The organism is Synechocystis sp. IPPAS B-1465 (assembly GCF_003015225.1).
GTDB lineage: Bacteria > Cyanobacteriota > Cyanobacteriia > Cyanobacteriales > Microcystaceae > Synechocystis.
Genome location: NZ_CP028094.1, coordinates 1,237,964 through 1,262,092, shown reverse-complemented (window position 1 = coordinate 1,262,092; position 24,129 = coordinate 1,237,964). Strand labels below are relative to the sequence as shown.

The following is a 24,129-nucleotide window of genomic DNA, read 5'->3' as shown; positions in this document are numbered from 1 at the left end:
GTTTTGAGGAATAGATTAAGGGTCAACCCAACGGCCATCGGCCTTGATCAGGTTAATTAATTCCTGTACGCCGTCGGTTTCGGGTACTCGTTTAATTTCTTCCCGACCACGGTAGAGGGCAATGTAACCGGCTTGTTTACCCACATAGCCATAGTCGGCATCGGCCATTTCCCCGGGGCCATTGACAATACAGCCCATGACGGCGATGTCTAAACCCGTTAGATGTTTAGTGGCTTCTCGGACTTCATGTAACACGTCTTCCAAGTTGAACAACGTGCGGCCACAGGAAGGACAGGCCACATATTCCACCATGGTTTTCCGCAAACCCAGCGCCTGGAGAATGCTGTAGCAAACGGGAATTTCTTTTTCGGGGGCTTCGGTGAGGGATACCCGGATAGTATCGCCAATGCCATCAGCTAAAAGGGTGGCAATGCCAGCGGTGGATTTAATGCGGCCATATTCCCCATCCCCGGCTTCGGTAACCCCTAGATGGAGGGGATAATCCATGCCCAACTCGTCCATACGTTTCACCATGAGGCGATAGGCGGCCAACATTACCGGTACCCGGGACGCTTTCATGGAAACGACTAGGTTGCGGAAATCTAAGGACTCACAAATTTTGATGAATTCCAGGGCCGATTGCACCATGCCCTCGGGGGTATCCCCGTAGGTAAAAAGCATTCTTTCGGAGAGAGAACCATGGTTAACGCCGATCCGCATCGATTTCCCTTGATCTCGTAGGGAAATTACCAATGGTTCCAGGGTTTCACGAATTTTTTCGCCAATTTCAGCAAATTCCTGGTCGCTGTAGCCTTCCCGTTGGGCATCGGGCTTTTCAAAAACGTATAGCCCTGGGTTAATCCTGACTTTATCGACGTGTTTGGCTACTTCCAGAGCAATTTTCATGCCGTTGTGATGTACGTCTGCCACCAGGGGCACGGCTTGGTAAGTAGCTTGTAATTTCTGCTTGATATCCGCTAGGGCTTTGGCGTGGGCCATGCTGGGCACCGTTACCCGGACAATTTCACAACCAATTTCGTGGAGGCGACGAATGCCAGCGACGGAACCATCCACATCGAGGGTGTCTTCATTAATCATGGATTGCACCACCACAGGATGGCCACCGCCAACGGTGACAGCGCCTACTGGTACAGGGCGGGTTTTGCGGCGATGGATAGTAGTGTCGAACTCGGGCTGGACAGGGGTCGGCAGGGAAGCGGTTACCATGGGAAGGTTTAGTTTTTAATCAAAAACTGTAGGCAACCTATTATCCCATAAGCAATTACCCCAACAAGGCGCCGGAGGTGAAGGCTAGTCCTACTCCTGTTAGCAGAAAGCCAATAAATCTTAGATTGAGCAAGGTTTCTTTGGTTTCGTACCAGCCCTTGGCTAAGGCATAGACTCCCATGGCGATCGCTAGTTGAATGAAGGAAAAACCGAGCAAATAGGCGGCAACGGGATTCATTTGCGCCCCGACAATGGCTTCTCCATAGGCGTAGCCATGGAACATACCGGCCACAGCGGCTAATCCCATTACTAGGGGAGATGGCAGAGGACGACCCAAAGCAAGGAAGATGCCGAATAAAAGTACGGAACCGGCGATGACCAATTCTGGCTGGGGCAGATTAGCCCCAATTAAATGCAACCCTGTGCCGGTGATCGCCGTGGCGACAAAAATGAGGGGCATTAGCCAACCGTAGCGTAACCCAGCGGCAATCAGGCCAATGGCAATGACAAAAGCAAGGTGGTCTAGGCCAATGACGGGGTGCCCCAGGCCGGAGAGGAAACCTTCCAGGAAATTACTGGGGGTATGGCCCCCAAAGGGATGGTGGGCTAGGAGCCGGGGGAAAGTCAGTAAATTAGATAAACCTGTAACATTCACAACCTGTACCTCGCAGATTTGATTAACGGAATCGGCCATCGTTGGCGGGCATCCTGACTTAGGGCCTGGGCCCATCACAGTTGCGGGACAGTATTGGCTTTGCACCAGCTTTTCCCCGTTACCTCCACTGGCTGTTACCCAATGGAACCAACTAAACTTAGTCCCCAACCCTAGCATGGATTTTCCTCCCTTTTTCCACAGGGGCCTGTGCAGGTAGCCTTAGCTGTAGGGGGACAAAAAATTTTACTCCCGGCAACCTTGTCACGAAAGGCAGACAAAATGATGGGGGGTTAACCGACGGTTAAGACGGCGATCGCCTAGGATAGAAGGCATAGACCCCAATGGATATACGCCTTGTGTCTGTGCAACTGTGCCCGACCAAACCGGATTTTCCGGCCAAAATTTTTACCTTTGACCAGGGGTTAACCCTGATCCACCAGGATGTGCCCACGGTTCCTGTGGCGGTGGTAGATGTGTGGGTGCGGGCCGGAGCGATCGCCGAACCGGATGCTTGGCCGGGGGTGGCCCATCTGCTGGAACACATGATTTTTAAGGGCACAAAGCGGGTGCCCCCGGGGGCGTTTGACCAGGTAATTGAATACAACGGAGGCATGGCCAACGCCGCCACCAGCCATGATTACGCCCATTTTTACCTCACCACAGCGGCGGACTATTTACCCCGCACATTACCCTACCTAGCGGAAATTCTTTTACAAGCAGAAGTCCCCGAAGAATGTCTTTTCTACGAGCGAGAGGTGGTGCTGGAGGAAATCCGGGGCAGTGAAGATGACCCCGATTGGTTGGGATTTCAAGCTCTTTGTCAGTTACTCCATCCCCAGCACGCCTATGGCCGCTCCGTATTGGGGGATGCACCATCGGTGCAAAACTACACTGCCAACCAGTTACGTTGCTTCCACCGTACCCATTACCAGCCAGAAAATATGACCGTGGTGATGGTGGGGGATATCCGGGAAAAGGCAGCGATCGCCTATATGGAAGAAATTTTTGACCATTTTGGTGTGCGGTCCGAATGCCCTCCTACCACCAGACTGCCCAATCATCCTATCCAAACCATTAAACGGGAAACCCTGCGGATACCGGAACTGGGTCCCAGTCGTTTAACCATGGGTTGGAATGGCCCCGGCATTGACCGCCTCCAAGATAATATTGGTTTAGATTTACTGGCTGTGGTGCTGGCAGGGAGCCATTGTGCCCGGTTAGTGCAACGCCTGCGGGAAGAATTGGGGCTAGTGTTTGACATCCAGAGTTGTTTTTCCCTGCAAAAAGAAGCCAGTCTGTTCACAATCAATGCCTACCTAACTTCAGCCCAAGCGGAAAGGGTAGAAGCGGAAATTTGCGCCGCCATTCAAACTTTGCAAACTACTCCCATCAGCACAGCAGAGCTGGCCCGGGCCCAACGGCTACTCTGTAATGACTTTATTTTTTCCACCGAAACCCCGGCCCAACTGGCGGGTCTGTACGGTTACTATCAAACCTTGGCCACCGCTGAGTTGGCGATCGCTTATCCCCAGATTGTCAGACAATATTGGCCCGAGGCCCTACAAACCCTAGCCCAGCGATACCTGTCCACCGGTGCCTATGCCCTGGTACTTCTAGAAGCAGCCGAATCCTAGCCCTATCTATGCGTAATCATCAGTCCATCCATCGTCTTGTTCTCGATAACGGCATTACCCTCATCTGTGCAGAAAATCCAGCGGCGGATCTGGTGGCGGGGCGGATTTTTTTAAAGCAAGCAGGGGCTTGTTGGGACTCTCCCCAAAAAGTGGGGCTTTCCAATCTCATGGCCACAGTGATCACCAAGGGCACTAAACGGCGATCGGCCTTGGACATTGCCGAATTTGTCGAATCCTTAGGGGCTAATTTAGGGGCAGATGCGGCCAGTGATTACTGGGCTTTGAGTTTAAAGACCGTCACCGCCGATTTTCCTGTCATCCTCGATTTAGCGGCAGAAATTCTGCGTTACCCCAGGTTTGACGTGGGGGAAATTGAACTGGAAAAACGCTTAATTGTCCAGGCAATTCAGTCCCAGCGGGAACAGCCCTTTAACGTGGCCTTCCACCAACTGCGCCAATCCATGTATCCCAACCATCCCTACGGTTACTCCATTTTGGGTAGCGAAGAGGTGGTGCCCCACTTTACTGCCCAGGATCTGTGGGAATATCACCAGGCCTATTTTCGCCCCGATAATTTGGTAATCAGCTTGGCGGGACGGTTGACCCTAGCCCAGGCCCAGGATTGGGTCGAAACTAGTTTTGGGGATTGGGTTATTCCGGAACAATCGATTGTTTGTCCGATCCTAACGCCGTTAAATGCCTGCCCCCAAGAACAGCTCACTCCCCAGGCGACCCAGCAGTCGGTGGTGCTTTTGGGTTATTTAGGAGTCGGAGTTAAACACGAAGATTATGCGCCTTTGAAATTGCTCAGTACCTACCTTGGTAACGGCCTCTCTAGTCGTTTATTTGTGGAATTAAGGGAAAAACGGGGTTTAGCCTACGACGTGTCGGCTTTTTATCCCACCCGCTTAGGTTCTTCCCAATTTGTCACCTACATGGGCACTGCTCCAGAAAATACGGCGATCGCCATTGCGGGATTAAGGGCAGAAACGGACCGATTATGTGAAGAAAGATTGGAGGAAGGGGAAATTAAAGCGGCGCAGAACAAACTATTGGGGCAATATGCTTTGGGCAAACAAACCAATGGGGAAATCGCCCATTTATTTGGCTGGTACGAAACCTTGGGTTTGGGTATAGCCTTTGACAGCGAATTCCAGGAACAGGTGCAGAAGGTAACGGAGGTCGATGCCCAACGGGTGGCCCAAACCTATTTAGCCGAACCCTATCTCTCCGTGGTGGGGCCAGAGGAAGGTTTGGCGAAATATTTTGACCTAGTGGCGGAAGGACAAAGCCAAGTGTCTTCTGCTTTGGTGTAATGCCCAATCAAGCGGCAAAAAATCTTAAATTGAGCCGAAATATCCCGGCTTTATCCCTGGGGGGGTTTTGGTTAGTTGGCGGTGATCCCCCTCAAAGCTAAAATGGTGCGACATCGATGCCAGGGGCGTTCCCTTTTTGCCCCCAACTTTCAATAGTTTTTAACAGTAAAGTCAAACCATATGCCCCAGGCTTGTGTAATTGGGTTAGGACGTTCCGGTATTGCCGCCGCTCGAGTGTTGCATCGGGATGGCTGGCAGGTGACGGTATTTGATCAGGCGGATAACGACCAACTCCGGCATATGGGACAACCCTTGGTCCAGGAAGGAATCAGCCTCAAACTAGGCGATCGCCTGGACCCAGTTAAGGAAGCTTGGCCCGAACGCATTGTAGTGAGCCCAGGAGTGCCCTGGGATATTCCTCTGTTGGTGGCGGCCCGGGAAAAGGGAGTGGAAGTGACAGGGGAATTGGAATTAGCTTGGCAGTACCTCCATGCGGTGCCTTGGGTGGGCATTACGGGCACCAACGGAAAAACCACCACCACCTCTTTAGTACAAGCAATTTTTCAAAAAGCTGGGCTGAATGCTCCGGCCTGCGGCAACATTGGCTATGCGGCCTGTGAACTGGTCTTGCAAAACCAAAACTACGATTGGATTGTGGCGGAAATTAGCAGTTATCAAATTGAGTCTTCCCCCACCCTTGCACCCCAAATTGGTCTCTGGACAACCTTTACGCCGGATCACCTCAGTCGTCACAAAACCCTAGAGAATTATTTCAACATTAAAGCTAGTTTGCTTTCCCGCTCCGCCATCCAGGTGCTCAACGGCGATGATCCCCATCTCCACAGCCACGGCCCCAACCTTTACCCCCAAGCCCATTGGACTAGTACCCAGGGAGCTAATCATCTGGCTGGTCTTTGTGATCCCAAACAGGGGGTTTACCTCCAGGATAATTGGGTTAATGCCTTTGGGGAATTAATTGCCCCCATTAACCTGTTCAAAATGCCTGGGCAACATAACCAACAAAATTTACTAATGGCGATCGCCGCCGCCCGTTTAGCGGGCATAGACAAAAAAGCGATCACAGAGACCTTGTTAACTTTCACCGGGGTACCCCATCGTTTGGAACCCATTTGCACCATCAATGGAGTGCAATTTATCAATGATAGTAAGGCCACCAACTATGATGCGGCGGAAGTAGGGCTATCTTCCATGAAAGGCCCCACCATTCTGATCGCAGGGGGAGAAGCGAAAGAAGGGGATGATCAAGCTTGGTTAGCCCAAATTAGGCAAAAAGCGGTGGCGGTTTTACTGATTGGTGATGCAGCCCCCAACTTTGCAACCAGGTTAAAGGCAGTGGGTTATGAGAATTACGAAATAGTGGAAACCATGGCCAATGCCGTTCAGCGAGGATTAGAGTTAGCAAGTAAAAACAATGCCAGTGCAGTCTTGCTTTCCCCGGCCTGTGCCAGTTTCGACCAATATAATAGCTTTGAGGAACGGGGAGAAGATTTCCGTGCCTGTTGTTTAGGATTGGTTTAGCTTAGTTGTATTTGGTTAATGATGAGCTTACCCGGCCTTGTTTTTAAATCTCTTTACCCTACCTAGAGGAACGGCCGAACTAATGTTATGGCGATATTCCCGACCATGGGGAATTTGGGGAAGTTTGGTGAACAGCTAGTGTTTGAGTGAAGTATGAGTATGGGCCCCATTTCTGAATTGTTAACTGTGTCCTATCCCATTGCGGAAACTTTCCATTCCCTACAGGGGGAGGGAGCTTGGGCTGGCGGCAATGCCTTTTTTATTCGCCTTGGGGGTTGTGATGTTCATTGCCCTTGGTGTGACCAAAAGGAAACCTGGCCTACCCAACACCATCCCCGACAAACAGTGACAGAACTTGTGCAACAGGCAGTTACGGCTAAACCGAGCTTTGTGGTGATTACGGGGGGAGAACCCCTCATGCACGACCTACAACCCCTCTGTAAAACCCTGAAAAACCAGGGTTTACGTCTGCATTTGGAAACGTCCGGCGCTTACCCACTGACAGGTCAATTTGACTGGATTACCCTGTCCCCCAAACCCTATAAGCTTCCCCAGGCAGCAATTTATCCCCTGGCCAACGAATTGAAAGTGATTATCAGTCAGGATGAGGATTTTGACTGGGCGGAAATGGAAGCTAGGAAAATTAGCCCCGGTACTCCGCTCTATTTACAAGCTGAATGGGAAACGGAAGCAATGAATGAAAAAATCTTTGCCTATATCCTCACCCATTCCCAATGGCGCTTGAGCCTGCAAACTCATAAATATTTGGGCGTGCGCTAGTCTCCGGTCAGTGCTGGGGAGCTATTTTCAGGAATTGTAAAGTTTTCTCATAATCAAACTTAAAAACTCCTAACCCTAGAGAAATCAAGCTTTATGGGGGATTTTTGCGTTTTTTATTGCCTTCTTAACCCAGACGATAGCCTCTGGAGGAGTATGTGCTTCACAAAAAACTTTACAAAACTTAAAGAATTGTTTAGTATTATTAGTGGATTGATCCCAGTCATTCCCCATCAATCGTCCGTTTCCAGTTGTCCCAAACGCCCCCATCGGACAGGCATTATCCGTCATTTACCTAGCCCAGTCCGTCTCGAATATTACTAACATGGCGTTCCCTGGGTTTATTGGTCTACCACTGTGATTCTTCCACTGAAATCCCTAATCCAAGATGACTGCCAGAACCAGCCCCGATTCCGTCCGTGCCTATCTCAGAGAAATTGGTCGTGTGCCCCTGCTCACCCATGAGGAAGAGATTGTTTATGCTAAGCAAATCCAACAGGTTGTTAGCCTCAACGAAATCAAGAAGTCTTTGGCCGAAGGCAAGGATGGCGAGCCGGTTTCCCCCAGCGAGTGGGCTAAGGCGGCCGATTTGTCCATTCGAGAATTAGAAAAAGCCATCAAGGAAGGGGAACGGGCCAAGCGCAAAATGGTGGAGGCTAACCTCCGGCTGGTGGTATCTGTCGCCAAAAAATATCTCAAGCGTAATCTAGACCTACTTGACCTCATCCAAGAGGGCACCATTGGTATGCAACGGGGGGTAGAGAAGTTTGACCCCACCAAGGGTTATCGGTTTTCCACCTATGCCTATTGGTGGATCCGCCAGGCCATCACCAGGGCGATCGCCGAAAAGAGCCGCACCATCCGTTTACCAATCCACATTACGGAAAAGTTAAACAAAATTAAAAAAGCCCAAAGACAACTTTCCCAGGAAAAGGGTCGGGCCGCTTCCATTGCGGAATTGGCGGAACATCTAGAATTAACTCCCAAGCAAGTGCGGGAATATTTGGAGCGCTCTCGCCATCCCCTTTCCTTGGATTTACGGGTGGGGGACAACCAAGATACTGAGTTAGGGGATTTGTTGGAAGACGACGGTCCTTTACCAGAGGATTTTGCCACCTATGCCTCCCTACAGTTGGATCTCGATAGCCTGATGGCGGAATTAACGCCCCAACAACGGGAAGTTCTCATTCTCCGCTTTGGCCTCAATGATGGCCAACCCCTAACCTTGGCGAGCATTGGCTCCATGCTCAGCATCAGTCGGGAACGGGTGCGGCAGATTGAGCGGGAAGCCCTAAATAAATTACGCAAACGCAAGTCCATGATCCAGGAATATTTAGCTAGCTAAAGAAAAGCTAACTTTCATTACGTTACCCCTGGTTTTGACGGGATCAATGGCCTAAAAACCGTATAATCCCTACCAGCATTTTTAAGAAATGTAAATAAATTTAACAATTCTCCTTTTCAGCAAACCTCACCCCTGGAATAAAAGGAACAACAATAAATTATGCGAGTTACCTTTTCCGCCACCGAACAATTACAACTGCGGCAGTCTGAACCTCTGCCTAGTTTGCAGCACTATTTACGCCAACCCCAGCGCCTAGTCCAGGCGATCGCCGACCCTAAATTGATGGAAGTGCTACCAGGCGATCAGTTTAGATTGAAAATGCGACCGCTCAATTTTTTAGATATTTATCATTTTCAACCCACAGTGGTACTGAAAGTGTGGGCCAACGCCACTGGCACTGTATTTTTAGAATCGGAAAGCTGTGAAATCCGGGGCATCGACTATATTAACCATCGCTTTAGTTTGCAATTAAAAGGTCGTTTGGCTCCCTATTGCCAAGATGGCCATACCCTCCTCCAGGGCAAAGCAGATTTGCAAGTGGGAGTAGATTTGCCCCAGGCCCTTTGGTTAACTCCAAAGCCGTTGTTAGAAATGGCGGCCAATGGTCTATTGCGGGGAGTTTTGGCCCGCATCAAACAACGACTCCAAGGACAACTATTGGCAGATTATCAACAGTGGTTGGCCCAGCAGAATGATAATCTAGTAACCCAGGCTTCTCCCACTGCTGAAGCTTTGGAAGCAATTTAGTTACTCAACTATTTAAAGACGATTTCCTCGGTGGGCCCAGTTAAACAAAATTAATGGACTTTCTCTATCCCTATCCGCCTCTAATTAGTGGCATTTTGGTAAAACGCTACAAACGCTTTTTAGCTGATGTGGAGTTAGATAATGGTGAGATAGTCACAGCTCATTGTCCTAACACTGGCCCCATGACAGGGGTGTGCCAAGTTGGGGCGCAGGTCTACCTGTCTAAGAGTGATAATCCCCAGCGTAAATTAGCCTATACCTGGGAAATGATCCAAATTGATGGTACGTGGGTTGGGGTAAACACTGCCTTGCCCAATCGGGTCATCAAGCAGGCTTTGGCTGATAGGATTTTTCCTAACTTAACGAACAGCTACGATACTTTTAAGCCCGAAGTTCCCTATGGTAAAGATAAAAAAAGTCGTATTGACTTTTTGCTCACTAAGCCAGAAGAAAAGTCAATTTATGTAGAAGTAAAAAATACTACCTTGTCCCAAGAAAAATTGGCTTTATTTCCCGATACGGAAACCACCAGAGGGCAAAAACATCTCCAGGAGTTAATAGATATTCTCCCTACAGCCCGGGCAGTGATGCTTTACTTCATCAATCGGGGTGATTGTACCCATTTTTCCCCCGGAGATGCCTACGATCGCCGTTATGGAGAACTATTCCGTCAGGCGATCGCCGCTGGGGTGGAGGTAATGCCCTGTCGATTTATGGTTAATCCGGAGGGGGTTAAATTCCTTGGCATGGCAGAGTTAGTGGTTTGACAATTTATTCGGAGAGTTAAAATAGACTATCTCCCTAGTTTCAGTCCCTGCTACTACTACCATGGCCACCACCGCCGATGACGTCTGGCAAATATTAGCCGAACTTGCCGCCTCCCAAAAACAGACCCAGCAAAATTTGCGTGAGACCGAGCGCCTCTTTAAGGAACAGGGACAAGAGCTTGATCGCCGTTTTCAAGAAACTGATCGCCGCTTCCAAGAGACAGAGCGTTACATCAAACGAGTTAGTAGGGATGTGGGTAAACTCAGTAATCGGTTGGGGGAATTTGTGGAATGGCAAGTTAGACCCGCTGTGGTGGGACTGTTTCAGGATAGAGGCATTGACGTCCATGAGTTTCATCCTGGCGTATCGGTACAACGGGAAGATGGGGGATTAGAAATTGACCTGTTAGTAGTCAATGAAACCCAAGCTATTTTAATTGAAGTAAAAAGTAAGTTAACGGAAAAGGATGTGGATGAGCATCTGGAACGGTTGGGTAAATTCAAACAGTTTATGCCCCGCTACCGGGATGTTAAAGCTTTAGGTGCAGTGGCAGCCATGGTGTTAAGCCAAGAAGTGGTCAGCTATGCCTATGGTAAGGGTCTGTTTGTGCTAGCTCCGTCCGGGGACACGTTGGTGATTTTAAATGATGCCAATTTTCGGCCCAGCTATTGGTAGTTTGGAGGGCAAAATCAAGGTAATTCAAGGGATCATTTTAACTAATTAAGAGTAAAATTATTTAACTTGCAAAGCTGTAATTACCACCGTATTAATAATATCCTCCACTAAACAACCCCGACTTAGATCATTAACTGGTTTATTTAATCCTTGTAAAATGGGGCCAATGGCGATCGCCTTTGTTTCTCTTTGCACTGCCTTGTAAGTATTGTTACCGGTATTTAAATCGGGAAAAATAAACACCGTTGCTTTACCCGCCACCGCTGACCCAGGCATTTTTTGGGCCGCCACTGTGGAATCCACCGCCGCATCATACTGGATCGGCCCTTCCAATGCTAAATCTGGCTCTCTTTCCTTGGCGATCGCCGTGGCTTGCCGCACTTTTTCCACATCGGCCCCTTGCCCAGAAGAACCGGAAGAATAGGACAATAGAGCTACCCTGGGCTCAATGCCAAAATTCTTGGCCGTAGCCGCAGAAGTAAGGGCAATTTCTGCTAACTGTTCTGCATTGGGATCGGGATTAACAGCACAATCTCCATAGACCAAAACTCGGTCTTCTAAACACATAAAAAAGACTGAAGAAACCAAGGAAAAACCTGGCTGGGTTTTAATAATTTGTAAAGCAGGACGCACGGTATGTTGGGTGGTATTGACGGAGCCAGAAACCATGCCATCGGCCTCTCCCAAATGCACCATCATCGTTCCAAAATAGGAAATATCGGTGAGGATATCCCGAGCCATGGCCAGGGTTACCCCCTTATGTTTACGTAGCTGGTAATAGGTTTCGGCGTAGCGCTCTCGGTCTGGGCTAGTTTTAGGATTAATGAGGCGAACTTTGCTCAAATCTAAGTCAATGTGATTAATTTTTACCGTTTGCTCGATCGCCTCAATGTTACCGAGTAAAGTCAAACGGACAATGCCGTGGTTAATTAAGCTAGCGGCCGCCTTGAGAATACGAATTTCTTCCCCTTCCGGTAGGACAATATGTCGTTGGGCGGCGGTGGCGGCTTGAACTAAATTGTAGAGAAACAGTTTGGGGGTAATACCTTTACTGCGGATGGTTTTAAGGTAATTGAGTAATTTCTCCCCATCAATTTGTTGTTGAAACAGCGCAATACTGTGGCGAATTTTATAATTATCCGTAGGGCTCAGGGCAGGGTGGAGAGTTTCCAAACGGGCGGAAGTTTCATGGGTGTGGGTGCTAGTCAGCAACAGGGGAGGGGCGTCGGGTAGCCCTTCAATTAGTTTCATAATGGCCGGTTCGGGATGGTAATCTGCAGTGAGCAAAATACCGGCAATGCTGGGATAGTTGAGGGAGCGGTGGGCCTGCATCACCCCCAGAATGATGTCGCCCCGATCGCCAGGGGTAATAATTAGGGTATTTTTTTCGTGCAACCAATGGAGGGCGTGGGCAATGTGCATCGCCACCACTAAATGGTGATAGACCAAGTTATCGAGCAAATCCGCACCGCTGAGTACTTGGGCATTGAGCCCGCTGACAATTTCCCTCAGGCGCAGACTTTTGAGCATAATGTCCTGGGGAATAGTGCCCAACACCATCGGGCGATCGCCATAACGCTGTTCCAGTTGGGCTTGAATTTCTGTGGCTAATTCGGGCTGCACTCGGTTAATGATTACCCCCACCACCTGACAAGACTCTTGGTCATAGCTATTCAGGGCCATATCGATGGGTTGCAAACTATCGGCAATGGTGTTGCCCATGGCATTGCCCAACAGCAAAATGGGGCAGTTCAACATCTTGGCGATCGTGGTGTTGAGATCAAATTCAAAAGCCGATTCCTCCCCCAAATAGTCTGAGCCTTCACAGAGAATAAAATCTACTTGATCTGCCAAATGGCGATATTTAGCCAAAATTCGGTCTAATACCTGATCAATAGCTCCATCGGAGGCTAAACTCACCGCTTCATGGAAATACAAACCAAAGGAATCGGTATAGGTTTGTTGGAGACGAAAATTTTCCAGCACCAGAATAATGTTGTTATCATGTTTGCCATTAACTGGGTCTTGAATAATGGGACGAAAATAGGCAATACGGGTGGTTTTTTTGAGAATTAAGTCTAAAATGCCCAATACTACTAGAGATTTACCGCTGCGGGCTTCGGTGGTGCTTAAATAAAGGGAACTCGTCATAATTTAAATAACCTCAACGTATCCAGCAATGATTTTTCTGGGAAAATGATCTCGATTTTTCCCACAGCGATATTCCCTAAAAAGTTAAGTATCAACTACTACAAATCTGCCAATTCCACCTACTTAAGTGATAGCGCTTTTAGCCAGAAAATAAACCGCTAGTCAGTAAAGTTTTATGACGAGATTTTAATAAATCTAAGAAGCGGTAAAATTACTAACGCCAGCATCAAAAATTCCTTCAATAAATTAGCAGAAAGAAGACGGCTCAACTAAAAAACATTTTTAATTCGTAAACCCCTTCGCTCATACGTCGTTCCATGCGAAAGTTCATCTTCTCAAATAGATGCAACATGGCTCGATTTTCCAGTAAAACATCAGCGGTAAAACCCAGTAAACCTTGTTTTTTGGCCAATTGGGTTAAATAATTCAACAGCAGAGCACCAATGCCTTGGTTATGGTAATCATCCCGCACCACAAAAGCGACATCGGCTGTGTGACTATCTTCGTTGAGGGCATACTGACCCACCCCCACAATGGCTTCTTGATGTTGCTGTTTGATGATCGCCAGAATAATTATTTCTTCGTTGTAGTTAATCACAGAAAACTGTTGTAATCTCTGGTGAGACATATCAGTACGCACTGACATAAAACGCCTTACCAAACTTTCATCGGAGAGGGAGTAAAAAAAATTTTTTAGGTTAGGTTCATCGTTAAATTTCACTGGTCTCAATAACAATTCTAGTCCGGTGCGGGTGGTGCGATAGGTTTCCAGCTTTTCCGGATATTCCCCATGTTGCCCGGCAATGAAAGCTTGGTCAGCGTAAATTAAATGATTTTTTTTCGCCTGCTCAATTAACCAGGGACGGAATTTGGGATGGGCGATCGCCGTTAACTGCATGGCCCGTTCCCGAATATTTTTACCGTGGAGATAGGCAATGCCATACTCTGTTACTACATAATGAATATCGCCTCGATTGAGGGTAATGCCTACCCCTTCCCGCAAAAAGGGCACAATGCGAGAAATGGTTTCATTTTCGGCGGTGGACTCCAAAGCCAAAATAGTACGTCCCCCATTGGCCATCACTGCTCCCCGCATAAAATCCGCTTGGCCGCCAATGCCACTGTAAAAATTACTGCCCAGGGATTCGGCGGTGGACTGCCCCGTCAAATCAATTTCCAAGGCACTATTAATGGCCACCATATTGTCGTGATGGGCAATGATAATGGGATTGTTGGTGTAATCAACGGTGCGAAATTCCACAGCGGGATTATCGTTTAAATAATCATAAGTACTCCGACTGCCCATGCAAAAAGTTGCCACTACTTTGCCCCGATTTCTTGTTTTTTGGCTGTTATTCACTGCCCCACTTTTGAGCAATTGCACCAGCCCATCGGAAATTAATTCCGTATGCACTCCCAAATTTTTCTTATTGCCTAAATAACTCAATACTGCATCGGGAATACTACCGTAACCCACTTGAATCGTGTCCCCATCTTGGATCAAGCTAGCAACATATTTTCCAATACGGCTGGCGAGAATATTGTCCCGCTCCATTTGATATTCCAACAGCGGTTCATCGTGGGCAATGATATAGTCCAATTTTTCCAAGGCAATAAAGCCATCCCCGTGGATTCTGGGCACCTGGCTATTCATTTGGGCGATTACCAAACAGGCCTGCTCCACCGCCGCTTTAACAATATCCACACTCACCCCTAGGTTGACGTAACCATGGTCATCGGGATAAGAAGTTTGAATTAAAGCCACATCGATAGGGACAAATCCCTGCTCAAATAGCCCTGGTACCTGGGAAAGAAAAATGGGGGTGTAGTCTGCTAAACCTTCGTTAACGGCGCTACGGGTGTGGTGGCCAATGAAAAAGGAATTATGGCGAAAGTTTTTGGCAAATTTACTGTCGGTGTAGGGTGCTAAACCTAGAGTCCAAACCTGGAGCACTTCCGCATCAAATAGGGATTTAGGATGGGCTTGCACATAGTTGACCAACTCCTGCACTAAGTACTGCGGTTCCCCACAGGCCGTGCTGATAAACAGGCGATCGCCCCGGTGGATATGGCTAAAAATTTCACTGTAGGACGCAAACTTTTCGGGATATTGGCTCCGTAGTTGGGCTAACTGTTCCTGGCGATCAGAGTTGGGCATAGTTCTTGACCGGGGAAGATATGAGTGAAGCTGTTTCCCCCATCAAGGCCAGATTATCTCTTTCAACTCGAAACAGGCAACTTTGCACGTCCGGATGCCAAATCCAGCCTCCGCTTAGAACCGGACAGTTTATCCCCGGCCAGCTTCCGCTAAGATTTCCGCTAGGATTTCCCCTGCTCCCTGTTCCCGGAGTTTGAGGGCAAGATCCTGACCCAATTTTTCCGCTTCTTTCCGGGGAGCGCTGAGGGTATCTTTAATTAACCTTTGGCCATCCAAACTGGCCACCATGCCGGTAAGGGTTAAATTGTCGCCATCTAAATGGGTATTAACACCGATAGGCACTTGGCACCCCCCTTCTAGTTGGCGCAAAAAGGCCCGTTCCGCTAAGCAACGATCCCGGCTATTTTCGTCTTCCAACACTTTCAACAGGCTGAGAATTTCTTGATCGCCTTCACGACACTCGATGCCCAAAGCCCCTTGACCCACAGCATGGAGAGAAATTTCCGGGGGAATTAGTTGGTCAATGCGATTGGCCATGTCTAACCGTTCCAAACCAGCGGCGGCCAGAATGATGGCATCGTACTCATTACTATCCAATTTGGCCAAACGGGTATTAACGTTGCCCCGCACATCCTTAAAGGTTAAATGGGGAAAGTGGTAGCGCAGTTGGGCCAAACGACGGAGGGAAGAGGTGCCAATCACCGCCCCTTCCGGCAAGGAAGCCAAATCTTTGCCTTGGTGTTTAGCATTTAAAACCAAAGCGTCGGCGGGATTAACCCGTTTGGTCACGCAGCCCAGCATCAAGCCCGCTGGCAAATTAGTGGGCAAATCTTTGAGGGAGTGAACAGCTAAGTCGGTTCTTTTTCCCAACATGCCGTCTTCAAGTTCTTGGGTGAATAGTCCCTTATCCCCAATTTTTGCTAGGGCCACATCGAGGATTTTATCCCCCTGGGTTTCCATGGTTTCGACATCGAATTGGCGATCGGGGAAGTGTTTTTGCAATTCTTCCTGCACCCAATAGGTTTGCACGAGGGCTAGTTGGCTTTTCCGTGAGCCTATCCGAACTGTGGGAGCAGAGGTCGAAACAGTCATGAAACTTAAAAAATATTGTTAAAAATAGACTCGATCTAGCATAGCATCAGAGGCTATCGGCCTTGGTTTTCCTTCTGTGAAGCAATGGAGGAAACTCCCTAATCTTGGCTTCTATTGTTATCATCCCAACCCGATCGCCGTGGAAAAGATTGCTCAAAACACTGATTGTCAAGACATTTATAAAGCGATGTTGGTGGCCTTGGGGCTGGCGATCGCAGTGGCGGGGTATTTCTACTGGGCAAAATTTGACGGGCAGATCACGGGATTTTTCCGCATTGGTTCGGTGCTGCCCCTGTCCCCATTGTTGAATCCGGCGGAAACGTTAATTTACCAAGGGGAATTGGGTTACGACGGCCAACAATTTTTAACCATTGCCCTGGATCCGGGGTTACAAAATGACGGCTCCATTGCGGCCCTTGATCATCCCAGCTATCGTTATCGCCGTATTCTTTATCCTCTGCTGGGCTATCTGCTTGGTTTAGGCAATCCGGTGTTAATTCCCTGGGCTTTGGTGTTGATTAATATTTTGGCGATCGCCGTTTGTACAGGCTTAACTGCTGTTTATTTTCAATCTCAAAAACAGAAAACCATTGGAGTCTTAATAGTGCTGGCCATTCCAGGGATTTGGATGGTGCTATTTCTCTCCACAGCGGACTTACTGGCCAGTGCTTTCAGTATGGGGGCAGTGGTCTGTCAGCAAATATTTCCCCCCCATCAAAGTAAAAAATGGTGGCTGGTGCCTATCCTCTTGGCCCTAGCGTTATTAACCAGGGAAACATCGTTAATTATCTGGCTGGCCATTGCTCTAACGTTGGTGCAAAATCAACAATGGCGATCGATGGTCGCGTTATTACTCAGCCTTATTCCCTTGACCCTTTGGTTAGGCTATATCCGTTGGCGACAGTTGCCAGGGGGCAGTGGCACCGGCAATTTCGGTTGGCCATTGGTGGGGATAGGGGAAAAATTTCAGAGTTTGATTCAAGCAGGACTGACGGGTAACAACATCTACGAGGCCTATCTCTGGCTGTTATTCTTGCTAAGTCTGGCATTACTCATTTGGCTTACCCTGCCCCGGCGTCAAAGCAACAGAACCTTAGCCTACGGCGGCTGGCTCTATGGCGGTTTGTTACTGGTGGCCAGCTTTTATATTCTCAATTACTACCTCAATTACAGCCGAGTTTTTCTCGACCTTTTTCTACTCACGATCCTGGCCATGGCCCCAACCTCGAAGTTGATCCGTTGGCCCTACTTGGCGATCTCCGGCCTGGGTACGGTGACTTTCTTATTGCTCAAATCCTGACTAGGCAGGGATCAGTGTGGGATCTAAACACCCTAAGGAGAAGTAGGAGCATTGTAGGCAACACCGATCGCAGTGGCAATATCAGCTAAAGTTTGTTCCTGGGCATGGCCCCAAAAAGCTTCCAGCTTATAAAATTCCCGTTCCTCTGGCATAAAGGTATGGACGAGAACATCACCAAAATCCTGTAACACCCAAATGCTTTCACTGTTCCCTTCCGTATGGGTAGGCAGTTGACCGTGCACCAGTTCCACTTGTTTTTCAATGTTGTCGGCGATCGCCCGGACCTGGGTGCGGGAAAATCCGGTACAGATGACAAAATAATCCGCCAGATAGGACACATCCGTCACCTTGAGAATGACTAAATCCCCTGCTTTACGTTCTTCCGCGGCTTGGGCAATGGTCCACACCAGATGTTCAGTGGCGGGGGCATCGGCGGGAACGATGGGATTAACGGTCAAAGTGGGGGGGTATGCATCGAAGCGGGAAATTTCAGTCATATTAGGATTCGGTCAACTCCAAAAAACGATGGACAGGTTAAGGGTTACTTTTCTAGTGTAGCTAGAACCCCTGGGAATATTGTGCTTACTTTTCCATTTGTAACGCCCAATTGCGGGTCAAAATCACCTGGGGATGGATAACTTTGTGATGCTTGATTAAATAAGTCAGGGTTTGCTCACAGGTAAGGCGCACGGCTTGGTAAAGATTGTGTTGGGCTACCTGGCGTAATTTTTCTATCTCCAAACCATTGCCCCTAGTGGGTTCCAGAGCATCAGCGACAAAAATTAAACAGGATAAAAGGTCCATGGGCACTGCCCCCAGAGTATGGCAACGGATAGCTTTTAAAACGTCCGGATCATCAACTCCAAATTCCTCAGCGGCAATAATCGCACTCACATCGGCATGGATTAAATGGGGAGTGGCTTGCAAAATCGGGTCGAGGGGTAAATTATGTTCCTTGGCGATCACCAATAGTTTAGTCGGCGGGAAAAATTTAGCTAAATCGTGCAGTAGTCCTGCCTGTCCCGCTTTGATTGGGTCAACTTTATGGAGGGGAGCCCATTGCACCGCCGTCTGTTCGACTCCCAAAATATGGTCTAACCGTTGGGGGGAAACATTTTCTTGGAGCCAATGGATTACCCGACTCCGGTCTAACTCAACCATGGCAAGGAAAATTTACTACTAGCCCCAGTCTCCAAAAACCCCAGACAACAAACGGCGGGCCGAAACCCACCGATCGCCGTTTTTTATGCAAAGTTTTAGCCACCCTTAGGAGCGCTAAAAATAGATTAAACGTCGCTGGCGGCACCGTTATTGCTGGAGCCATTGGAGTCACCTTGTTGTCTTTGGCCACCGGAATAGCGGCGGTTTTGGGTGCGACTGGCGGAGCGAAACTGACGGGCATAAGCACGATTACGTTCAGCTTTTTCCTTCTTTAAATTACGACGTTTTGCCATTGTTTGTTCCTCATAAATATAGTTTACAGACCACTGCTGAGTCCGTTTGCGGTCGTCGTGCTAAGGGAAGTTTGCACAGGAAATATTCGGCCGTGGAGGCGCATCCCAAACTTCATCCTAACACGGCTCCTGGTGCCCCGATGACGGGCCCTAATAGGGCGGTGCTAAAAATCCGAGGGCATCTCGCACCCTAGCTAAGGTTTGTTGGGCAGTTTGACTGGCTTTTGCGTTACCCGCTTGGATGATGCGGTCCAACTCCCCCCGATCCGCCAAAATTTCTGCATATTTTGCTTGAATTGGTTCCAAGGCGGCGATCGCCGTTTCCGTTAACAGGGGCTTGAATTGACCCCAACCCATCTCGGCACATTCCTGAGCCACGGCTTCCTTAGTTTGATTGCTCAAGAGAGTGTACAAAGTCAATAAATTGTGACATTCAGGGCGTTCCGGATCATCGAACCATAAACCTCGCTGGGGGTCAGTCTTACATTTTTTAACTTTTTTCTTAATCATCTCCGGTGGGTCCAACAGGTTAATGCGACTCAGTTCCGACTCATCGGATTTGGACATTTTTTTTGTGCCATCCGCCAAGCTCATCACCCTTGCTCCCTCTTTCCGGATTAGGGGTTCTGGCAACTTCAACACCGGCGCATCTTCCCGGCCAAATTTATCGTTAATGCGGATCACAATGTCGCGAGTCAACTCTAAATGTTGCTTTTGGTCTTCCCCCACGGGCACTTTGTCCGCATCGTAGAGCAAAATATCCGCCGCCATGAGCACAGGATAGTCCAATAGCCCCACGCTGACGTTTTCCCCCTGTTTAACGGCCTTTTCTTTAAACTGAATCATCCGTTCTAGCCAATTGAGGGGGGTGACGCAGTTGAGCAACCAGGCCAATTCACTGTGGGCCGCCACATGGGACTGGACAAAAATGGTGGAATATTGCAGGTCAATGCCACAGGCGAGGTACAAGGCCGCAATGGTGAGGGTGTCCTGGGCTAGGGTCTGGGGGTTGTGGGGCACCGTGATGGCATGGAGGTCCACCACGCAAAAAAAGTTATCGTAATGTTGCTGTTGCTCAACCCAGCTCCGGATAGCTCCTAAATAGTTGCCTAGGTGCAGATTTCCGGTGGGCTGAACTCCAGAAAGGATACGTGGCTTGTCCATAGCAGTGGTTGACCTATGAGCGAAATTAAACTTAATTAAACTTGGGAATCGGTGTAGTTGACCCCATGCTTTCCCGGAGGAAACTGTTGTGAACCTGTGATCATTTTCACAATTCTTCATACTATCCCCGGTGGTGGCCCCCAGGGCCGTATGGGGCAAGTTGAGGTCAGCAAAGTGAGGAAAACCGCATATTCCCGTTGTGGTTCCTTCTACCCAAAGCCAACCAAATTCGCTAACATGAATGAGCCTTACTCTCTGTAGACAATCGTAGGCGGTTAAACTTTATGAGCAATATTCAAGAAAAAATCGAACAGGAGCTAGCCAACGCTAGACAAGTTTGCAGTACCGATGAAGCCTCTCCGGCGGAGTGCGCTGCGGCCTGGGATGCGGTGGAAGAGCTAGAAGCGGAAGCCGCCCACCAACGTCAACAACATCCCACCCAAACTACCCTGGAAAAGTTCTGTGACGAAAACCCCGACGCTGCTGAGTGCCGCATTTACGACGACTAGGGGCTGATGGGGCAAACCCAATGGCCGCAACTGGCGATCGCCAGGATTTCCAAAACGATGTTTTTGGTTGAAGCAGTGACAATTACCTGGGGGTTGTTACTGCTCTTTGCTGGTTTTGTTTAAGGGATGGTGGTAAAGGATATCTTCCCTGGGGTTAACCTAGGGACCTTCCAGGACCGCAGCTTCCACGTCTTGGCGACTGAGGGAATATTTAAAGCTCCGCACCACTTTGCGTTGGGGTTGGTGGGGGAAGTAGCAGATCACAAGTTCTTCTGTGTCCAAACTCAGTTCCGCATCCCAGTCCCCTTGATGGAGTAGCCAACAATGGCGATCGCCACGGTCTTGCTGACAACCCAGGGCCATGAGCCAGCGTTCTAATTGGGGCAGGGGATGGTTATAGAGGGGAGTTTCCGGTGCGGGGAGGCTCATGGGCAATGGCAAAATGGAAATAATTTAGATAATTTGACAGACGTTGGCTTAATTCGCCTAATCTAATCTAGACCATCTAACTTTGATCTTGGATCTTGTTTGCACTTTCGATAGGAGGCACCCCCAAAGCTGAAATTGCGCCTCATGGGGGGAAAGTGCTTAGCTAAGATGGCGTATAGTATATTGCGTTGCTCTCTGGAATTTATGAACATCCCTGCCTTTACCGCCCTGACATTAAAGTTGTTTGGCGTTATTTTCGTCCTCATTGCCCTGCTGGATTTTTTTAGCCTCATCTTCCCTCTGCAAATGGCTGATCCCCAGTGGCAGTTGACAACGATCACGGGCATTGTTGACCGGGGTATAGTGCCGATGTTGGGCATGGGGTTGATTTCCCTTGGTTACTTGGTGGATACCATGGCAAAAACCGCCGGAGCTTCCCCTAAAAATGGCTTTGATTTGCGGATGCCGATTTATATTTTGGCGATCGCCTTGGGGTTGGTCTTTTTATTGTTGATCCCCATACATTTGACCAATGTGAACCAAATTAAGACAGCGGAGTTGGCCCGACTGGAAACCCAGATTGGCCAGGGGCAAGAACAGGTGGAAGGGGCCCTGAGACAATTTGATGCCCTGTCCCAAAATCCAGAGGCGTTGGAACAACAAATCCAAGAAGGGGAGCAACTTTTGGCCTCCGGTCAAGCGAATGGTAATCCCCTCAACCAAGAGCAGCTGGCTAATATTGAACGCCAAGTGAACGAACTCAAAGGTTTACGGGAAATGTCTAAAGATCCTGCCGCCCTGAAGTCAAAAATGGAAGAAATTAAAACTAATTTAGAAAACCAGGTGACGGAGCAACGGCAAAAAGTAGAAAGCCAAGCCTCTAACCAAGCTCTTAAACAAGGCTTACGGGTGGGACTGAGCAGTTTGATGCTTTCCATCGGCTTCGCCGCCTTTGGTTCTTTGGGCCTGAGAAATTTGCTTTCTGCTCCCCCGACTCCCCCCAGTGCCGATCCCCTCGCCTAGATTGAAGCCATTAAGGAATCGCCCCATCCAGATTGAGTAACTTTTCTGCCTGCTGGCAGTCCTGGGCGATCTGATTTTTTAATTGGTCCAAGCCGGCAAATTTTGTTTCGGGGCGCAGATAGTGGGTCAAGGCCACCTCTAAACCTTGGCCATACAAATCCCCTGACCACTGCAGTAAATGCACTTCCGCCGAAGGTTCCTGGCCGTTGACTGTGGGGCGATCGCCAAGGTTAATCACCGCTGGTATGGGTACGTCCAAGGCATTTAGATTGACCCAACCCGCATACACTCCATACTTCGGCCAGAGTTTATCCGCTGGCAAACAAAGGTTAGCAGTGGGAAAGCCCAATTTACGCCCCAATTGCTGTCCCTGCACCACCGTCCCCCTGAGGGCATAGGGCCGTCCCAACAAATGATTGGCCATTGCCAACTTGCCTTCTTTTAAGGCTCGGCGAATACGGGAACTACTAATCCGTTCCGTGTCCGTTTGCTCCAATTGGGCGATCGCCACGGTGATGCCAAATTCTTGCCCAAGGTTTTGTAAATCCTGCACATTGCCCCGCCGTTGATGACCAAAGCAAAAATCCTGGCCAACGCTGATAAATTTGGCTTGCAATTGCTCCACTAAAATGGATTGGACAAATTGCTTGGGGCTAAGGTTGGCCAATTTTTCCGTAAAGGGTAATAAGACCAACTGTTCAATGCCGATCGCCGTCAATTGCGCTGCTTTCTCTGGCAAGGGAGTCAATAAAGGTTGGGTGCGGCCACTGAAAAAACTGCGGGGATGGGGATTAAAACTAACCACCGCTGGATGTAAGAGATGTTCCACCGCTTGGGCAAAATCCATCACCTGACGCAACACCACCCCATGGCCCCGATGGACTCCATCAAAGTTTCCCAAGGCGATCGCCGTGGGGGTCTGCAGAACGTTGGTGGTGGAAAGAATACGCAAGGTAATTGGCAATTAATTAATAAAAACTAATCGGTCAGGGCAAAAAAATCGTTATTCCTAGAAGGGGGGGTTGAGAAATTTTGGAGATTTTGTGGATACTGAGCAATCATTCAAAAATCCGGTCTTAAACCCGCCGCCCTCGAAAAATTTAGTTGTGATACGCTGCCCCCAAATAAAGTTCTCCCACCAAAGGATCATTGAGTAGACTTTGCCCCGATCCTTCCAACTTATCCCGGCCATTTTCTAGCACGTAACCCCGATCAGCCATCATCAAGGCCTGTTTGGCATTTTGCTCCACTAGAATAATTGCCTTACCAGTTGCATTAATGGCCTTAATTTGGGCGAACACATCCTTGACCAAAATGGGGGATAGGGCCGCCGACGGTTCATCTAGCAACAACAAATCCGGGTCTAACATCAAAGCCCGACCCATGGCCAACATTTGCCGTTCTCCCCCCGATAAAGTCCCAGCCCTCTGGTTGCGGCGTTGGGCTAATTTGGGAAACATGGTATAGATGCGGTCCTTTAGGGTTTGGGTAGGACCCTGGTGTAGAAAGGCCCCCATATCCAAATTCTCTGCCACTGTTAGGCTGCCAAACACATTACAAACCTGGGGCACATAGCACATTCCCCGACGCACAATTTGGTCAGAACCAAGGCCGGTAATATTTTCCCCTTTAAAAATAATCTCCCCCTGGCTTGGAGTGAGTAGGCCAAAAATAGTTTTGGCTAGGGTGGACTTTCCCGCTCCGTTGGGGCCGATAACTGTGACCAACTCCCCCGGCGCAATGGAGAAATTAATACCCTGCAAAATGGGCACATCAGCCACATAGCCAGCGAATACGTCCTTAACAACGAGGAGGTCAGACATAGATAAAGGGTGGAAAAGTTTGATCGACCCAGGCCACGGAACTTAGTGAATATCAGTCAACCAGCAAAATTTAAGCTAGTCGAGGGCAGTTAGACCCCTCCCAACCCTAGGCAGGGCTTTTCTGTAAATCAGGCCGTTCCTCCGGCAGAATGGCCCCTTCCACCGGGCAAACTTGGAGGCAGATGCCGCAATCGATGCAGGTGGCAAAGTCAATCCAGTACCAATCGGTGCCAATGGTGTTTTTCCCGTCTCCGGGGTGAATGCAGGCTACGGGGCAGGCTTCAACGCAGTCGGCCACGCCTTCGCAGGTTTCCGTAACAATGGTATGGGGCATATTTCGCCG

The 24,129-nt window shown here is 48.9% G+C and carries 25 protein-coding genes and 1 riboswitch; of the genes, 11 read left to right on the top strand and 14 right to left on the bottom strand.

Going from position 1 to position 24,129, the window contains the following annotated elements:
- Nucleotides 1–15 precede the first annotated feature (15 nt).
- Entirely contained in the window at nt 16–1,227 is a 1,212-nt protein-coding gene (gene ispG, locus C7I86_RS05935) for a (E)-4-hydroxy-3-methylbut-2-enyl-diphosphate synthase (protein WP_010872347.1), read from the bottom strand.
- 55 nt (nt 1,228–1,282) lie between these two features.
- Nucleotides 1,283–1,921: a HupE/UreJ family protein gene (locus tag C7I86_RS05930; RefSeq protein ID WP_060492345.1), complete on the bottom strand. Its 639-nt coding sequence runs from the start codon at nt 1,919–1,921 to the stop codon at nt 1,283–1,285.
- A riboswitch (cobalamin riboswitch) is annotated at nt 1,908–2,049 on the bottom strand. (Overlaps the previous gene by 14 nt.)
- Nucleotides 2,050–2,223: 174 nt before the next feature.
- Between C7I86_RS05930 and C7I86_RS05925 the strand changes: the two genes are divergently transcribed.
- The 4 genes from C7I86_RS05925 (at nt 2,224) to C7I86_RS05910 (ending at nt 7,151) form a co-directional block, all read left to right on the top strand.
- A complete protein-coding gene (locus C7I86_RS05925; RefSeq protein WP_010872345.1) occupies nt 2,224–3,516 on the top strand; it encodes a pitrilysin family protein in 1,293 nt (430 codons plus the stop codon).
- Nucleotides 3,517–3,524: 8 nt separating this feature from the next.
- Complete coding sequence (locus tag C7I86_RS05920) at nt 3,525–4,832, top strand: pitrilysin family protein (protein WP_010872344.1); 1,308 nt, start codon at nt 3,525–3,527, stop codon at nt 4,830–4,832.
- A gap of 180 nt (nt 4,833–5,012) precedes the next feature.
- A complete protein-coding gene (gene murD / locus C7I86_RS05915) occupies nt 5,013–6,371 on the top strand; it encodes a UDP-N-acetylmuramoyl-L-alanine--D-glutamate ligase (RefSeq protein WP_010872343.1) in 1,359 nt (452 codons plus the stop codon).
- Nucleotides 6,372–6,524: 153 nt separating this feature from the next.
- Nucleotides 6,525–7,151 carry a 7-carboxy-7-deazaguanine synthase QueE gene (locus tag C7I86_RS05910; protein ID WP_010872342.1) on the top strand — a complete coding sequence of 209 codons (627 nt, stop codon included), beginning with the start codon at nt 6,525–6,527 and terminating at the stop codon, nt 7,149–7,151.
- Between the two features lie 84 nt (nt 7,152–7,235).
- Here the strand turns inward: C7I86_RS05910 and C7I86_RS05905 are convergent, their stop codons facing one another.
- A complete protein-coding gene (locus C7I86_RS05905) occupies nt 7,236–7,439 on the bottom strand; it encodes a hypothetical protein (RefSeq protein ID WP_020861660.1) in 204 nt (67 codons plus the stop codon).
- A gap of 97 nt (nt 7,440–7,536) precedes the next feature.
- Between C7I86_RS05905 and C7I86_RS05900 the strand changes: the two genes are divergently transcribed.
- The 4 genes from C7I86_RS05900 (at nt 7,537) to C7I86_RS05885 (ending at nt 10,683) form a co-directional block, all read left to right on the top strand.
- The gene (locus C7I86_RS05900) at nt 7,537–8,493 is read left to right on the top strand and encodes an RNA polymerase sigma factor, RpoD/SigA family (RefSeq protein ID WP_010872341.1); all 957 of its coding nucleotides are present in this window, start codon (nt 7,537–7,539) and stop codon (nt 8,491–8,493) included.
- A 159-nt stretch (nt 8,494–8,652) separates the two neighbouring features.
- Nucleotides 8,653–9,240, top strand: a complete 588-nt coding sequence (locus C7I86_RS05895) for a DUF1997 domain-containing protein (RefSeq protein ID WP_010872340.1) — start codon at nt 8,653–8,655, stop codon at nt 9,238–9,240.
- A gap of 53 nt (nt 9,241–9,293) precedes the next feature.
- Nucleotides 9,294–10,007, top strand: a complete 714-nt coding sequence (sfsA, locus tag C7I86_RS05890) for a DNA/RNA nuclease SfsA (protein ID WP_010872339.1) — start codon at nt 9,294–9,296, stop codon at nt 10,005–10,007.
- Between the two features lie 61 nt (nt 10,008–10,068).
- On the top strand, nt 10,069–10,683 hold the full coding sequence (locus C7I86_RS05885) for a hypothetical protein (RefSeq protein WP_010872338.1): 615 nt from the start codon (nt 10,069–10,071) through the stop codon (nt 10,681–10,683).
- Nucleotides 10,684–10,740: 57 nt separating this feature from the next.
- Here the strand turns inward: C7I86_RS05885 and pta are convergent, their stop codons facing one another.
- The 3 genes from pta to hemC form a co-directional block, all read right to left on the bottom strand.
- A complete protein-coding gene (gene pta, locus C7I86_RS05880; protein ID WP_010872337.1) occupies nt 10,741–12,834 on the bottom strand; it encodes a phosphate acetyltransferase in 2,094 nt (697 codons plus the stop codon).
- 265 nt (nt 12,835–13,099) lie between these two features.
- Nucleotides 13,100–14,992, bottom strand: coding sequence for a GNAT family N-acetyltransferase (locus tag C7I86_RS05875; protein WP_010872336.1), 1,893 nt, complete (start codon nt 14,990–14,992; stop codon nt 13,100–13,102).
- A gap of 129 nt (nt 14,993–15,121) precedes the next feature.
- Nucleotides 15,122–16,084 carry a hydroxymethylbilane synthase gene (gene hemC, locus C7I86_RS05870; RefSeq protein WP_010872335.1) on the bottom strand — a complete coding sequence of 321 codons (963 nt, stop codon included), beginning with the start codon at nt 16,082–16,084 and terminating at the stop codon, nt 15,122–15,124.
- Between the two features lie 139 nt (nt 16,085–16,223).
- On the opposite strand from hemC, the gene C7I86_RS05865 reads away from it, so the two are divergent.
- Nucleotides 16,224–17,384 carry an AZOBR_p60025 family cell surface glycopolymer formation protein gene (locus C7I86_RS05865; RefSeq protein WP_020861659.1) on the top strand — a complete coding sequence of 387 codons (1,161 nt, stop codon included), beginning with the start codon at nt 16,224–16,226 and terminating at the stop codon, nt 17,382–17,384.
- Nucleotides 17,385–17,416: 32 nt separating this feature from the next.
- On the opposite strand, the gene rsfS is transcribed toward C7I86_RS05865, so the two are convergent.
- The 4 genes from rsfS to trpS all read right to left on the bottom strand — a co-directional run bounded on the left by rsfS (nt 17,417) and on the right by trpS (nt 20,002).
- The gene (rsfS, locus tag C7I86_RS05860; RefSeq protein ID WP_010872333.1) at nt 17,417–17,881 is read right to left on the bottom strand and encodes a ribosome silencing factor; all 465 of its coding nucleotides are present in this window, start codon (nt 17,879–17,881) and stop codon (nt 17,417–17,419) included.
- An 85-nt stretch (nt 17,882–17,966) separates the two neighbouring features.
- On the bottom strand, nt 17,967–18,545 hold the full coding sequence (gene yqeK, locus C7I86_RS05855) for a bis(5'-nucleosyl)-tetraphosphatase (symmetrical) YqeK (protein ID WP_010872332.1): 579 nt from the start codon (nt 18,543–18,545) through the stop codon (nt 17,967–17,969).
- Between the two features lie 125 nt (nt 18,546–18,670).
- The gene (locus C7I86_RS18925) at nt 18,671–18,838 is read right to left on the bottom strand and encodes a hypothetical protein (protein WP_010872331.1); all 168 of its coding nucleotides are present in this window, start codon (nt 18,836–18,838) and stop codon (nt 18,671–18,673) included.
- A 150-nt stretch (nt 18,839–18,988) separates the two neighbouring features.
- Nucleotides 18,989–20,002, bottom strand: coding sequence for a tryptophan--tRNA ligase (trpS, locus tag C7I86_RS05850; RefSeq protein WP_010872330.1), 1,014 nt, complete (start codon nt 20,000–20,002; stop codon nt 18,989–18,991).
- A 284-nt stretch (nt 20,003–20,286) separates the two neighbouring features.
- On the opposite strand from trpS, the gene C7I86_RS05845 reads away from it, so the two are divergent.
- Complete coding sequence (locus tag C7I86_RS05845; RefSeq protein WP_010872329.1) at nt 20,287–20,511, top strand: Calvin cycle protein CP12; 225 nt, start codon at nt 20,287–20,289, stop codon at nt 20,509–20,511.
- A gap of 159 nt (nt 20,512–20,670) precedes the next feature.
- Here C7I86_RS05845 and C7I86_RS05840 read toward each other — a convergent pair whose 3' ends face one another.
- Nucleotides 20,671–20,940, bottom strand: coding sequence for a DUF3143 domain-containing protein (locus C7I86_RS05840; protein WP_010872328.1), 270 nt, complete (start codon nt 20,938–20,940; stop codon nt 20,671–20,673).
- A gap of 204 nt (nt 20,941–21,144) precedes the next feature.
- On the opposite strand from C7I86_RS05840, the gene C7I86_RS05835 reads away from it, so the two are divergent.
- On the top strand, nt 21,145–21,963 hold the full coding sequence (locus tag C7I86_RS05835; protein ID WP_020861658.1) for an HpsJ family protein: 819 nt from the start codon (nt 21,145–21,147) through the stop codon (nt 21,961–21,963).
- A 10-nt stretch (nt 21,964–21,973) separates the two neighbouring features.
- On the opposite strand, the gene ribF is transcribed toward C7I86_RS05835, so the two are convergent.
- From ribF to C7I86_RS05820, 3 genes are all read right to left on the bottom strand, one after another.
- The gene (gene ribF, locus C7I86_RS05830) at nt 21,974–22,915 is read right to left on the bottom strand and encodes a riboflavin biosynthesis protein RibF (protein ID WP_010872326.1); all 942 of its coding nucleotides are present in this window, start codon (nt 22,913–22,915) and stop codon (nt 21,974–21,976) included.
- 148 nt (nt 22,916–23,063) lie between these two features.
- A complete protein-coding gene (locus C7I86_RS05825) occupies nt 23,064–23,786 on the bottom strand; it encodes an ABC transporter ATP-binding protein (protein WP_010872325.1) in 723 nt (240 codons plus the stop codon).
- 106 nt (nt 23,787–23,892) lie between these two features.
- Nucleotides 23,893–24,120: a ferredoxin family protein gene (locus C7I86_RS05820; protein WP_010872324.1), complete on the bottom strand. Its 228-nt coding sequence runs from the start codon at nt 24,118–24,120 to the stop codon at nt 23,893–23,895.
- Between the last annotated feature and the right edge of the window lie 9 nt (nt 24,121–24,129).